Raw genomic sequence first — 12,119 nt, forward strand, 5'->3', positions numbered from 1 at the left:
CGGCGTGATTTCATTCAAAGAAGTAGCCGCTGCCCGCGCACCGGGAGGTGCGAAGTGGTGTGTCCAGAGATCAAAGCCGGCGGAACCAACAGTCGGTGCTCTGGCCACTGAGCTACACCGGCCTGAGAACCGGTGGCGGGATTCGAACCCGCGACCTCCCCATTAAGAGTGGAAGTAAGTCCTGCCTTCGCACCTGGACAGGCATGACTTTAGAGAGGCAACGGGTCCGTCTGCCACGGGTTTTCGCCGTCAGTCGCGGGGGGTGCGCCGCCACGGGCCGGTGATGGCCAGCATGATGCCCGGCTCCTGGATATTGGCGAACAGGGTGCGGCCGTCCGGCGAGAACACGACACCCGTGAACTCGCTGTCGTTGAGGTCATTGCGCGCGATGGGGTACGTACGTCCGCGCTCCGTCGCCCCGAAGAGATGCTGAAGGCCCTCGCCGTCCTCCGCGATGACCAGACCGCCGTACGGCGAGACCGTGATGTTGTCCGGTCCGTCGAAGGCACCGTCCTTGCCCGGGTCGGCGTTGACGCCCAGCAGCACCTTCAGCGTCAGCGTGCGGCGGCGCGGGTGGTAGAACCACACCTGACCGTCGTGCGGCACGCCGGGGCTCTCGTCACGGGCGTACGAGGAGACGATGTACGCGCCGCCGTCCGCCCACCACATGCCCTCCAGCTTCCTGGCGCGGGTGACGTCCTCGCCGTCGAACTGCTTCCGTACGGGCACGGTCTTCCCGTCCCGGTCCGGTACGTCCACCCAGTCCACGCCGTAGACCGTGCCGATCTTCGCGGCGCGCGAGAGGTCGTCCACGAACCGGCCGCCCGCGTCGAAGCAGCGGGGCGCCTGGAGCACACCCGCGTCGTCGGCGAGCCGCCGCAGCTGCCCGCGCCCGTGCTTGAAGCCGTGCGGCGGGACCCAGCGGTAGAAGAGCCCGTTGGGCTCGGAGTCGTCCTCCGTCAGATAGGCGTAGCCGGTACGGGGGTCGATGACCACGGCCTCGTGGTCATAGCGGCCGAACGCCTTGATGGGCTTGGGGTTCCGGTTGGCGCGGCGGTCGTACGGGTCGACCTCGAAGACATACCCGTGGTCCTTGGTCATCCCGTTCTGCCCGGCGCGGTCGGAGTTCTCCTCGCAGGTGAGCCAGGTGCCCCACGGAGTGCGCCCGCCCGCGCAGTTGTTGGAGGTACCGGCGATACCGACCCACTCCGCGGTACGGCCGTCGCGGTGCGTCTCGACGACCGTGCAGCCACCGGGCGCGGCGGGGTCGTAGACCAGGCCCTCGGTGAGCGGCACCGGGAACTCGTAGTCGCCCCTGGGGCCGTCCATCTCGTGGTTGTTGACGAGCAGCGTCACCCCGCGCGGGCCCTCGAACGTGGCGGTGCCGTCGTGGTTGGACGGGGTGTCCTCGCCGGTCTCCAGCTTGGTCACACCACTGTGCGTGATGACCCGGTACGAGAATCCGGCCGGCAGCGCGAGTATGCCCCGCGGGTCGGACACGAGCGGCCCGTAACCGGGCGCGGGCACGGGCCCGGAGGCGACCTCGGGAGCGTCCTCCGCCGCCAGCGCGCCGGGCGCGGTGGCGAGCGCTCCCGCGGCGCCGGTCAGGACGAATCCCGCCCCTGTCAGTGCGGATCTTCCGGTGAATTCCCTGCGGCTCAGCGGCATCGCGGTCTCCTGAAGGGGCACGTGTGTCGGGGGTACGCTCCCGACGCTCCCGCCCGCGGATAAACAGCGCTTGAACACCGCCCGACATCGAGAGGCCCGCTTTCCATGAATCTGCCGTCCACCGGCCGCCGCGTCCTCGTCACCGGCGCCTCCCGCGGCCTCGGCCGCGCCGTCTCCCGCGCCTTCGCCGCGCAAGGTGACCGCGTCGCCGTCCACTACGGCACCCGCTCCGCGGACGCCCGCCACACCCTGGAGTCACTGGCGGGCACCGGCCACGCCCTGGTGGGCGGCGACATCTCCGATCCGGCGGGCGCGGCGCGGGTCGCGGACGAGGCGGCCGATGCCCTCGGCGGGATCGACGTCCTCGTCAACAACGCGGCGGTCAACGAGCCCCACCCGCTGCCCACCACGTCGTACGACGACTGGGCGGCGGCCTGGCAGCGCCACCTGTCCGTCAACCTCCTGGGCACGGCCCTGCTCAGCCACCGCGCCGCCCGCTCCATGATCGACCGCTCGACGCCCGGCCGGATCATCAACATCGGCTCCCGCGGCGCGTACCGCGGCGAGCCGGACCACCCGGCCTACGGCGCGACGAAGGCGGCGGTCCACGCCCTGGGCCAGTCCCTGGCGGTCTCCCTGGCCCCGCACGGCATCGCCGTGGCGTCCGTGGCCCCGGGCTTCTTCACCACGGAACGCGTGGCGTCCCGCCTCACGGGCGAGGAGGGCGAATCGATCCGCGCGCAGAGCCCGTTCGGGCGGGTGGGTACGGCGGAGGAGATCGCGGGGGCGGTGGTGTGGCTGGCTTCGCCGGGGGCGGAGTGGTCGTCGGGAACGATCCTGGACCTCAACGGAGCGTCTCACCTGCGGTGAGCAGGCGGGGGTACGGTCCGGGGTCCGTTTCGGCTGGGGCCGGTTTTCGTGTGCGGGTTGTTGCCGGTGGTCGCTCCGGGCTCGCATCCGGGACTGCATGATTTACGGCGCGCAGCTGCACTGTCGTTGGTTCGGGCGTTCGCGCGCCACAAATCACGCTCTACGTCCCGGACACGACCCCTGCGCGCCCCCCTCCACCGCCCGCACAAGCGGCCCGGCCGACCACGAGGGCAAGTGCGCCCACGGGCAGGAGGGGGCCGGGGTCGGAGGAGGTGCGTGTCCGGACACTAAAGCGTGATTTGTGGCGCGCGGACGCCCGAACCATCGACTGGGCAGAGTCGCGCCGTAAATCATGCCGTCCGGACATGTACCTCCGGAGGCCCCGGCCCCCGGACGACGACGACGAGACCGCAACCCGCACCCGCCCCCCGCCTACCGCGACCTCGCCTTGAACGCCGCCTTGCGCGCGTCCTTCGACGCCGTCCTGTCCCGATGCAGCCGCCCCATCGCCTCCAGCACCTCCGCCGTCGCCGGATGCTCCACCCGCCACGCCGCCTCGAAGAACCCGCTGTGCTGCCCCACCAGGCCCTCGACCAGCTCCTGGAGCTCGTCCGGCTCCCCCTCCGCGTCCAGCTGCGCGGCGATCGTGTCGATGGCCAGCCAGAAGATCATCGACTCGGGCGGCGGCGGCACATCACCCGCGCCCAGCTCGGCGAGCCAGACACGCGCCAGGCCGCCCAGTTCCGCGTCGTCCAGGACCTCGCGCACCGCCGACTCCGCCTCCGCGCCGACCAGGGACAGCGCCTGCTGGCAGTGCAGGCGGCGCAGGGGCGCGCCCGGGTCCGTGCCGCGCGCGGCGGCCAGGAGTTCGCGTGCGGCGTCGGCCGGCGCGCGCCGGGTCAGCCACTGTTCCGTCTCCGCGCGCGCGGACAGCTCGGGGAAGTGCGCCACGCCGTCCAGCAGCGCGTGCGCGTCCTTGTCCGCGAGATCGCCCACCGCGGGCGCGTCGACCCCCGCCTCCAGCATCCGGGACCTGATCCCGTAGAGCCCGAGGGGCGTCAGCCGGACCATCCCGTACCGGGTGACGTCCTCCTCGTCGACGGGCAGCGACGCCTCGGGCGCGTCCCCCGCCTCCTCGACCATCAGCGCCTCGTCGACCGGTACGTACGAGACGAGCCCGATGGGCTCCAGCAGCCGGAACTGGTCGTCCAGCCGCATCATCGCCTCGGACACCTGCTCCAGGACGTCGTCGGTGGGCTCGCCCATGTCGTCGGGCACGATCATCGACGCGGCGAGGACGGGCAGGGGCACCGGCCCCTCGCCGCCCTCCGCGAGGGTGAGCAGATAGAGGTTGCCGAGGACGCCCTCCAGGAACTCCGCCTCCAGCTCCGGGTCCCAGTCCAGCGATTCGAGATCGATCTCGCCGTCGTCGCCGATGGCCGCGGCCAGATCGTCCAGTACGGGCGCGGTCGCGTCGGCGAAGACGACGTCCAGGGCGTCCAGCCAGAGCGACAGAATGTCCTGCGGGCTGCCGGAGGTGAGCACTCCGAGCTGCTCGCCGGTGGTGACGTGGCCCTCCTCGTCGGGGGCGGCACCGTCCGGGTCGTCGACCTCCACGAGGCCCGTGTCGACCGCGACCCGCCATGCCTCGCTGGCGTACGCCTCGCCGTCGCCCTCGGAGAGCTCGTCACCGAGGTCGAGGAGTTCCGCCGCGGCGGGCAGCTGCTCGTCGACCAGCTCGCCGCCGGGTCCCACCCGCGTCGCCGGCCCGGCCCAGCGTGCGAGGCGTACCGCGCGGGCGAGCAGTGGCGCGGCGAGGGCGTCCCGCGCCAGCTCCGCTTCCGAGGGCAGTCGCACCGGCGGCAGGGTGGGGCGGTCTCCGGGCATCTGGTGGTTCTCCTTGTGGCGTACGCGGTCGATGCGGCCTCCAGCGTAGACGTTTTTGGACCCATGCCACCTGGTTCATGTACTCGACAACCGACGGGCGCCCAGGGGCCCTTGACAACTGGCCTCCGCAGCCAAGAGATTGACGCGCGTAGAAGTCCTACGGAGAACGGCAGCTGTCCCGGAGTTCGCCCGGCAGAACAGCGACCACGACCCGCGGTCCCGCGTTTCCGCCCCCGAGAAGCCGCGGTGGTCCGGCCCGACCCCACACGAGGCCGGGCCACCGCTCTCGGCGCAGGGCTCAGCCCGCGCTGAGGCTGATCGCGGGCGTGTACCGCGTCACCGTGCTGCCCTTCACGCCGGGGTAGGACCGCACCCGTCCCCACTGCTCGGTGGCCGAACCGACCCCGTTCCCCGGTGCGTCGAGGGCGTCGATATGCGCCTGCTCGCTCTCCCATGCCGCGTAGTTGAGTACGCGCGTGCCGTCGGTGCTGAGATGGAAGTGCGCGGAGATCCCACCGGGGGGCGTGTCGGGGTCGGTGCCGAGGGCCTCGAAGACGGCGTCGACCCAGCCCTTCTGGCGCTCGGCGTCGGGCCCCTCGAACTCCACCTCCACCAGCACGACGCAGCCGGGCACCCGGGTCTCCGCCCCCGCCAGGGCGCCGCTGCGGTACAGCTGGTACGAGCACAGCCCCACGCGCTCGATCCCGGGCACGGCGGCGTCGATCTCGGCGTTGCGCTCGTCCCTGAAGGTACGGAAGAACGCGTCGTACGCCGCCCGGTCGCGCCACTGCGAGTAGTGCCGCAGGGTCTTCCCGTCGTTTCCGGTGTAGACGCTGTACGAGAGCAGCCCGACGTCCGGCCATTCCCTGCTCCGCCAGGCCCGGGTGATGGCGTCGACCGTGGCCCGCTGCCGCTCGGGCGTACCGACGCGCCAGGTGGTGACGAGGACGAGACCCACACCGGGGCGGGTGATCTCCGGAACGGTGCCGAGGTGCACGGACATGGTGGAACCTCCTTGCGGCGCACCCCCGCGGTGCGCCCGTGACCACCATGCTCGAATGTGAAGTGGGGTTGAGGTCAACGGGCCGGGCCCCGGCGGGCGCCGCCTCTTCACCCCATCATCGCGTCAGACCACGACGTCGAACCACGGCCGGCGCGTGGTGGCCCAGTGCGCCACCCAGCCCGCGAAGCCCTCTTCCGCGGTGGTGTGCCCGAAGGCCGCCCCGAACGGCGCCGCGCCCACATCGCTGATGTTCCAGATCCGCCCCCGGTGCGGACCGCTGACGACCAGATGCCAGTACATGCCGCAGCCGTCCGTGCCCAGCACCACGCTCCCGTAGTTGTAGACCTCGTCGATGAGCGGCTCTATCTCCTCGTACGGACGGGGGTCGTCCTCCCACACCCAGGCCTCGGTGAGCGGGAACGGCTTCGCGAGATCCCGCTGCGTCTGGTCGCATCCCCAGTCGGCGGGCAGCGCCGCCAGGGGTATCAGCCCGTCGATATCGGCGGGTCCTTCGCTGCATCCGTCACAGATCTCCGCGACCAGGGTGCGGTACGGCTCGGGCAGGACGATTCCGTGCGCGCTCTCGAAGGCGCGTACCCCGTCCCAGCCCAGCGGCGGCAGGCAGCGCTCCGACGGGAAGGCGGCGCGCAACGTGTTGAGGTCGCCCCCGTCGGCGTCGCCCTGGTCGGCGTTCTCGGTGTCCATGCTCTCCATGCCCTCCATGTCCTCCATTGCACCAGTACCCACTGACAGTCCGGCCTCTGCTACCCCGAAGTACCCCATGGCGAACGGACCGTCGGTCACTCTTCGATGCCGATGTACGGGCTCCCCGCCCGTCCGTTCACGACGGGTCCGCGGTCCGCCCGGCCGCCCACGCGGTGACCCGCAGTTCGGCGTCCGTACCGATGTCGACGAACAGCGGGAACGTGTCGCGTTCCGCGCCCGGCGCCGCCGCGACGACCACATGGGCGCCGGTCGAGTGGGCCCCGGACTCGGTGATCCGGTTGTTCCACTGCAGTACCGACTCCACGGACTCCCCCGGTTCCAGGGTCAGTTCCCGCGGGCCCTGGTCGTCGGCCGCGCCGGTGCTCTCGTTCCCCTGGATCACCTTCAGGTCGACCGGCTCGCGGTCCTCGTCCAGGACGCCGATCTCCGGGTAGCCGTTGACGCGGTAGGGCTTGGTCCCGCAGTTCCGCAGCCCGATCGATACGGCCCGGATCCCCATGGCGGCGTCCACCTCGCCATGGCTGACGGCCACACCCGAGGCGAGACAGCGGCCCGGAACGGCGGCGTCCACGGGCTCGGGTTCCCCGGGCCGGGCGGCGGGCGGCTCGGCCGGCAGCGCCGCCGAGGGCTCCGAAGCGGTCGCGGCAGGCGTCCCCGCGCCCTCGCCCCGCGCGGCGTCGATCTCGTTCTGGATGTCGGAGCACCCGCTCGCCCCCGCCATCAGGACCAACGAGCCCGCCACCAGCGCTGCCGTTCGGCGTATCCGTGCCATGCGATTCCCTCCCCCGCGCGGCCCCTACGGGGCACTCGCCGATCATGCCAGACGGCCCGGGACCACTGCTCTTTAGTGCTGCTTCATCTTCACCCGAAGAAGATCTAAGTAGACCTTCACAGTTGCTCGGCGGACACTGCCGGTATGAGCACTCCCCGCCCCTTCGGTCGCGCCCTCTGCGCGATGGTCACGCCCTTCACCGCCGACGGAGAGCTCGATCTGTCCGGCGCCCGCGAACTCGCCGGCCGGCTGGTGGCCGAGGGGTGCGACGGACTGGTCCTGAACGGCACCACCGGGGAGTCGCCCACCACCACGGACGCCGAGAAGACCGCTCTCGTGCGCGCGGTGTGCGACGAGGTGGGCGGCCGGGCGGCCGTCGTCGCGGGCGTCGGCAGCGCGGACACCCGGCATACCCTCGCCCTCGCGCGGGCGGCCGAACAGGCCGGGGTCGACGGCCTGTTGGTGGTCACCCCGTACTACAGCCGTCCGCCGCAGGCCGCGCTTGAGGCGCACTTCCTGCGGATCGCCGACGCGTCGGGCATCCCGCTGATGCTGTACGACATCCCTGGGCGCACCGGCACCCGCATCGAGCCACCGACGCTGCTCCGGCTCGCCGCGCACCCTCGCGTCGTCGCCGTGAAGGACTGCGCGTACGACCTGCTCGGCAGCTCCACGGTGATCGCCCGCACCTCGCTCGCCTACTACTCCGGCTGCGAGGAGCTGAATCTGCCGCTGTACGCGGTCGGCGGCGCGGGTTTCGTCAGCACGGTCGCCAACGCCGCGCCCGGCCCGCTGCGCGCCGCGCTGGACGCGTATGACGCGGGCGCGGTCACCGAGTCCGTACGGCTCAACCAACTCACGCTTCCCCTGGCCGAGTTGATGATGGCCTCGGATCTGCCCGGTACGGTCACCGCGAAGGCGCTGCTCGGCGCGCTCGGCCGGCCGGGTGGACCGGTGCGTGAACCACTGCGGCCCGCCGGCCGGGAGACGGCCGACGGGCTGCTGAAGGCGTACGGAGAGCTGGTCGCAGCCACCGCCGCGCCGCTGTGATCAGTTGTGGCTGTGGAGCACGTCGTTGAGACCGTCCCAGACCGCGTTGTTCGGGCGGGCCTCGACGGCGCCGGTGACCGAGTTGCGGCGGAAGAGGATATTGCTCGCACCGGACAGCTCACGGGCCTTGACGATCTGTCCGTCGGGCAGCGTGACGCGCGTACCGGCGGTGACATAGAGCCCCGCCTCGACGACGCACTCGTCGCCCAGCGCGATCCCGATGCCCGCCTCGGCGCCGATCAGGCAGCGCTCGCCGATCACGATGCGCTCCTTGCCGCCGCCGGAGAGGGTGCCCATGGTGGAGGCGCCGCCGCCGATGTCCGAGCCATCACCGATGACGACGCCCGCCGAGATCCGGCCCTCGATCATGGAGGTGCCGAGGGTGCCCGCGTTGAAGTTGACGAAGCCCTCGTGCATCACGGTGGTGCCCTCGGCGAGATGCGCGCCGAGCCGTACGCGGTCCGCGTCGGCGATCCTGACCCCCTTGGGGGCGACATAGTCGGTCATCCGCGGGAACTTGTCGACCGAGGTCACCTGGAGGTGCAGCCCCTCGGCGCGGGCGTTGAGCCGCACCGTCTCCAGCGTGTCGACGGCGACCGGGCCGAGCGAGGTCCAGGCCACATTGGCGAGCAGACCGAAGACGCCGTCCAGGCTCTGGCCGTGCGGCTGGACCAGCCGGTGGCTGAGCAGATGCAGCCGCAGATACACGTCGTGCGTGTCCAGCGGCTTGTCGTCGAGCGAGGTGATGACCGTACGGACGGCGACGATCTCGACCCCGCGACGGGCGTCGGGGCCGATCGCCTTGGCCGCGCCTTCTCCGAGCAGTTCCACGGCCCGCTCGGCGGTCAGCCGTTCGGTGCCGGCCGGTCCGGGCTCGGCGGAGAGCGCGGGGGCGGGGAACCAGGTGTCGAGGACGGTGCCGTCCTCGGTGAGGGTGGCGAGGCCGGCGGCGACGGCGCCGGTGGTGCGAGGGGAACTGGGGGAAGACGTGTCGGTCATGCTCCGAACTTAACGGTCCCGGCGGGGCGCGGGCGAACCGGTCCCAGGTGACGGGCGCGCGGAGGAAACACTCACGCGCTCGGCCTACGGCGGGATCGGGACCTGCCGCCGGGTTCGCCGCCGTCATCAGCCGCCGGGTTCGCCGGCGTCAGCAGCCGTCGGGATCAGCCGCGTCAGCATCTCGCGCGTGTACTCGACGTCGTACACCGCGTCCGTGAGCAGCACCTGAAGACAGATCCCGTCCAGCAGCGCGACCACCGCCCGCGCGATGTCGGGATCGGTGCGCCCGGCCACCTCGTCCCCGAGCGCGGCACACCACTCCCCGGCGACCGGGCGCAGCGCGGGCCGCCGCAGCGCCGCGAGATACAGCTCGTACTCCAGCTCCACGCCGGTACGGTCCCCGGCCAGCCACTCCCCGGTGATCCGGGCCAGCTCACCGGCGATGTCGCACCCGGGATCCGCGAGGGCGCCGCTCTCCCGGACGGCCGCCGCGAAGCTCTCGTTGGTCTGCCGCAGCGCGGCGATCAGCAGTTCGTCGAGCGAGGCGAAGTGGTACGTGGTGGAGCCGAGCGGCACATCGGCCTCGGCAGCGACGGTGCGATGGCTCAGTCCGGCGATACCGCCGCGCCCGACCACCCGGATCGCGGCGTCGATGATCCGCTGGCGCCGTTCGGGGTCGTAACGACGGGTCATCAGTGGGCTCCTCCGAGGTTGAGCACGACGACGCCCGCGATCACGAGGGCGATGCCGATCAGCTTCGTCGGCGCCATCGACTCGTTCATGAAGACCATGCCGATGGCGGCGATGGCCGCCGTGCCGACACCGGCCCAGATCGCGTAGGCGGTGCCGATGGAGATGGTCTTGAGGGTCTGGGCGAGCAGCGCGAAGGCGATGACATAGCCCAGCACGGTCACCAGCGAGGGCCACAGCCGGGTGAACCCCTCGCTGTACTTCATGGCCGACGTGGCGGCCACCTCCGCCGCGATCGCCGCGGCCAGCAGTCCGTATCCCATGCGTACAAGGGTACACATCGATGTGTACAACCGTACACACCCGCTGTCCACACCCACCGGTTACGGTGTGCCGTCCGGATCGGAGCGGCGGGGAGCGGGGCAGAGCGGTGGCGCAGGGCACGACGGGGTGGGGCGGCGGTGGCGGGTACGGAGGCGGACCCGGCGGACCGTACGGAGGCGGACCGTACGGAGGCGGGCCCTACGGCTGGGGCGGCTGGACGCCGCCCCCGCCACCCCCCCAAGCCCGGGGTGATACCCCTCGGCCCGCTCGGCCTCGGCGAGATACTCAACGGCACGTTCGCCACGATGGGCCGCTACTGGAAGCAGCTGTTCGGGGTGGCCGCGGTGGTGTACGGCGCCGCGACGGCGGCCGTCGCGATCGCGCTGGCCGTCGCCTATGCCACCGTCGGGGACCGGCTGCGCGAGGTCATCGACACTCCGCGCGGCGTGGATCCGTCCTGGACCGATGTCCGGCCGCTGCTGATCGCGTTCGGCTGTGTCTGGCTCTTCGGCATGGCGGTGCTCGTGGCATCCAACGCGTTCGTCCAGGCCACCTGCCCCTCGGTCGTGCAGAGCGCCGTCCTGGGCCGCCCGACCACCTTCGGCGCGGTCTGGCGCCGGGCCCTCGCCCGGTTCCCCGCGGTTCTCGGCGCCGTCCTCCTCAGCGGGCTGATCGCCGTCCTGCCGGCGGCGCTGTTTCTCCTGGCCTTCGTCGTCACACTGATCACCTCCATCACCCTGGACGGCTCCCCCGACCAGCTGTTCTGGCTGATCCCGCTCGGCTTCCTCGGCGCTCTGGCGCTCACCCCGCCGGCGATCTGGCTCTGGGTCCGGCTCAGCCTGGCCCCGGCGGTCGCCGTCATCGAGTCCCGCGGCCCGCTCGCGTCCCTGCGCCGCTCGGCCGACCTGGTACGGGGTTCCTGGTGGCGGATCTGCGGCATCTCGCTGCTGGCCTTCGCCATGGCGGCCTTCGCCGGTCTCGTCCTCCAGCAGCTGGTGAACGCGGTGACGGCCGTCGGGGGCCTGCTGACCCCGTCCACTCTCGGCGGCGACCCGACCGTCGGACAGGTCCTGGTGGCCGTGAGCGGCTATCTGGTGCTGTTCATGGTCGCCCAGCTGATGACGCAGCTCATCACGACGACCTTCCCCCAGCTGGTGCTGAACCTGCTCTACGTCGACCGGCGCATCCGCACCGAGAACCTGGCCCCCACCCTCGCCGAGGCCGCCCGTACACCGCCCCAGGGCTGAGAACCGCCCGTGGAAACACGAGAGGGCCCCATGATCCGGCCGGGATCACGGGGCCCTCTCGGGCGGTCCGACGCTCAGACGTTGAAGCCCAGCGCGCGCAGCTGCTCGCGGCCGTCGTCGGTGATCTTGTCAGGACCCCACGGCGGCATCCAGACCCAGTTGATCTTGAGCTCGCTGACGATGCCGTCCGTCGCCGCCTTCGCCTGGTCCTCGATCACATCGGTCAGCGGACACGCCGCCGACGTCAGGGTCATGTCCAGGGTGGCGATATTGGAATCGTCGATATGAATGCCGTAGATCAGACCGAGGTTGACGACATCGATACCCAGCTCGGGGTCGACGACGTCGTACAGCGCCTCGCGGACCTCGTCCTCCGAGGCCGGCTTGATCGTCAGGGTCTCGTTCTCGCTCATGCCGTCTCCTTCGTCGCGCTGTCGCCCAGGGCCTGGGCCGTCGCGTCCTTCCACGCCATCCAGCTCAGCAGCGCGCACTTCACGCGGGCGGGATACTTCGAGACACCGGCGAACGCGACCGCGTCCTCCAGCACCTCTTCCATCGCGTCGTCGGGTTCGAGCTGCCCCTTCGACTGCATCAGCTCCAGGAAGGTGCCCTGGATCTTCTGCGCCTCGGCCAGCTCCTTGCCGACCAGGAGGTCGTTCAGTACGGATGCGCTGGCCTGGCTGATCGAGCAGCCCTGGCCCTCGTACGACACATCCGCGATCCGCGAACCCTCGTACCGCACACGCAGCGTGATCTCGTCACCACACGTCGGATTGACGTGGTGCACCTCGGCGTCGCCGTCCCGGAGACCGCGCCCGTGCGGGTGCTTGTAGTGGTCCAGGATGACGTCCTGGTACATCGAATCCAGCTTCACGAACTGCCC

Annotated in this window: 13 protein-coding genes and 1 tRNA gene; 3 read left to right on the forward strand and 11 right to left on the reverse strand. The window is 71.3% G+C overall.

The features are described 5' to 3' along the window. Positions 1-127: 127 nt before the first annotated feature. Positions 128-203 (reverse strand) — tRNA-Lys (locus M1203_RS17260). Between the two features lie 46 nt (positions 204-249). Next, a complete protein-coding gene (locus tag M1203_RS17265; protein ID WP_249950619.1) occupies positions 250-1,668 on the reverse strand; it encodes an alkaline phosphatase PhoX in 1,419 nt (472 codons plus the stop codon). 105 nt (positions 1,669-1,773) lie between these two features. On the opposite strand from M1203_RS17265, the gene M1203_RS17270 reads away from it, so the two are divergent. Further along, positions 1,774-2,538 (forward strand): SDR family NAD(P)-dependent oxidoreductase, encoded by a 765-nt coding sequence (locus tag M1203_RS17270; RefSeq protein WP_249950620.1) that lies wholly within the window; start codon positions 1,774-1,776, stop codon positions 2,536-2,538. Between the two features lie 432 nt (positions 2,539-2,970). Here the strand turns inward: M1203_RS17270 and M1203_RS17275 are convergent, their stop codons facing one another. From M1203_RS17275 to M1203_RS17290, 4 genes are all read right to left on the reverse strand, one after another. After that, complete coding sequence (locus tag M1203_RS17275; RefSeq protein ID WP_249950621.1) at positions 2,971-4,425, reverse strand: hypothetical protein; 1,455 nt, start codon at positions 4,423-4,425, stop codon at positions 2,971-2,973. A gap of 298 nt (positions 4,426-4,723) precedes the next feature. Then, positions 4,724-5,428 carry an antibiotic biosynthesis monooxygenase gene (locus tag M1203_RS17280; RefSeq protein WP_249950622.1) on the reverse strand — a complete coding sequence of 235 codons (705 nt, stop codon included), beginning with the start codon at positions 5,426-5,428 and terminating at the stop codon, positions 4,724-4,726. A gap of 123 nt (positions 5,429-5,551) precedes the next feature. Beyond that, positions 5,552-6,133, reverse strand: a complete 582-nt coding sequence (locus M1203_RS17285) for an SMI1/KNR4 family protein (protein ID WP_374403365.1) — start codon at positions 6,131-6,133, stop codon at positions 5,552-5,554. 136 nt (positions 6,134-6,269) lie between these two features. Further along, on the reverse strand, positions 6,270-6,926 hold the full coding sequence (locus M1203_RS17290; protein ID WP_249950624.1) for a DUF4232 domain-containing protein: 657 nt from the start codon (positions 6,924-6,926) through the stop codon (positions 6,270-6,272). A gap of 144 nt (positions 6,927-7,070) precedes the next feature. On the opposite strand from M1203_RS17290, the gene dapA reads away from it, so the two are divergent. Next, the gene (dapA, locus tag M1203_RS17295; RefSeq protein ID WP_249950625.1) at positions 7,071-7,976 is read left to right on the forward strand and encodes a 4-hydroxy-tetrahydrodipicolinate synthase; all 906 of its coding nucleotides are present in this window, start codon (positions 7,071-7,073) and stop codon (positions 7,974-7,976) included. On the opposite strand, the gene dapD is transcribed toward dapA, so the two are convergent. The 3 genes from dapD to M1203_RS17310 all read right to left on the reverse strand — a co-directional run bounded on the left by dapD (position 7,977) and on the right by M1203_RS17310 (position 9,988). Beyond that, positions 7,977-8,975: a 2,3,4,5-tetrahydropyridine-2,6-dicarboxylate N-succinyltransferase gene (gene dapD / locus M1203_RS17300; RefSeq protein WP_249950626.1), complete on the reverse strand. Its 999-nt coding sequence runs from the start codon at positions 8,973-8,975 to the stop codon at positions 7,977-7,979. Positions 8,976-9,101: 126 nt separating this feature from the next. Further along, on the reverse strand, positions 9,102-9,668 hold the full coding sequence (locus tag M1203_RS17305) for a TetR/AcrR family transcriptional regulator (RefSeq protein WP_249950627.1): 567 nt from the start codon (positions 9,666-9,668) through the stop codon (positions 9,102-9,104). Next, on the reverse strand, positions 9,668-9,988 hold the full coding sequence (locus M1203_RS17310; protein WP_249950628.1) for a multidrug efflux SMR transporter: 321 nt from the start codon (positions 9,986-9,988) through the stop codon (positions 9,668-9,670). The genes M1203_RS17305 and M1203_RS17310 overlap by 1 nt, the downstream gene beginning before the upstream one ends. 249 nt (positions 9,989-10,237) lie before the next feature. On the opposite strand from M1203_RS17310, the gene M1203_RS17315 reads away from it, so the two are divergent. Beyond that, positions 10,238-11,236, forward strand: coding sequence for an oxidoreductase (locus M1203_RS17315; RefSeq protein ID WP_249950629.1), 999 nt, complete (start codon positions 10,238-10,240; stop codon positions 11,234-11,236). Positions 11,237-11,310: 74 nt separating this feature from the next. Here the strand turns inward: M1203_RS17315 and M1203_RS17320 are convergent, their stop codons facing one another. Beyond that, complete coding sequence (locus M1203_RS17320) at positions 11,311-11,649, reverse strand: metal-sulfur cluster assembly factor (protein WP_030353687.1); 339 nt, start codon at positions 11,647-11,649, stop codon at positions 11,311-11,313. Continuing rightward, the gene (sufU, locus tag M1203_RS17325) at positions 11,646-12,110 is read right to left on the reverse strand and encodes a Fe-S cluster assembly sulfur transfer protein SufU (RefSeq protein ID WP_030353686.1); all 465 of its coding nucleotides are present in this window, start codon (positions 12,108-12,110) and stop codon (positions 11,646-11,648) included. The genes M1203_RS17320 and sufU overlap by 4 nt, the downstream gene beginning before the upstream one ends. Positions 12,111-12,119: the final 9 nt, after the last annotated feature.

Origin of the sequence: Streptomyces sp. 35G-GA-8 (genome assembly GCF_023534745.1) — a bacterium.
Lineage (GTDB): Bacteria > Actinomycetota > Actinomycetes > Streptomycetales > Streptomycetaceae > Streptomyces.

Coding starts and splice junctions, on each gene's coding strand:
- M1203_RS17290 (WP_249950624.1), bottom strand. CDS start 6,926: ATGGCACGGATACGCCGAACGGCAGCGCTGGTGGCGGGCTCGTTGGTC.
- M1203_RS17310 (WP_249950628.1), bottom strand. CDS start 9,988: ATGGGATACGGACTGCTGGCCGCGGCGATCGCGGCGGAGGTGGCCGCC.
- M1203_RS17270 (WP_249950620.1), top strand. CDS start 1,774: ATGAATCTGCCGTCCACCGGCCGCCGCGTCCTCGTCACCGGCGCCTCC.
- M1203_RS17305 (WP_249950627.1), bottom strand. CDS start 9,668: ATGACCCGTCGTTACGACCCCGAACGGCGCCAGCGGATCATCGACGCC.
- M1203_RS17275 (WP_249950621.1), bottom strand. CDS start 4,425: ATGCCCGGAGACCGCCCCACCCTGCCGCCGGTGCGACTGCCCTCGGAA.
- dapA (WP_249950625.1), top strand. CDS start 7,071: ATGAGCACTCCCCGCCCCTTCGGTCGCGCCCTCTGCGCGATGGTCACG.
- M1203_RS17285 (WP_374403365.1), bottom strand. CDS start 6,133: ATGGACACCGAGAACGCCGACCAGGGCGACGCCGACGGGGGCGACCTC.
- dapD (WP_249950626.1), bottom strand. CDS start 8,975: ATGACCGACACGTCTTCCCCCAGTTCCCCTCGCACCACCGGCGCCGTC.
- M1203_RS17265 (WP_249950619.1), bottom strand. CDS start 1,668: ATGCCGCTGAGCCGCAGGGAATTCACCGGAAGATCCGCACTGACAGGG.
- M1203_RS17320 (WP_030353687.1), bottom strand. CDS start 11,649: ATGAGCGAGAACGAGACCCTGACGATCAAGCCGGCCTCGGAGGACGAG.
- M1203_RS17280 (WP_249950622.1), bottom strand. CDS start 5,428: ATGTCCGTGCACCTCGGCACCGTTCCGGAGATCACCCGCCCCGGTGTG.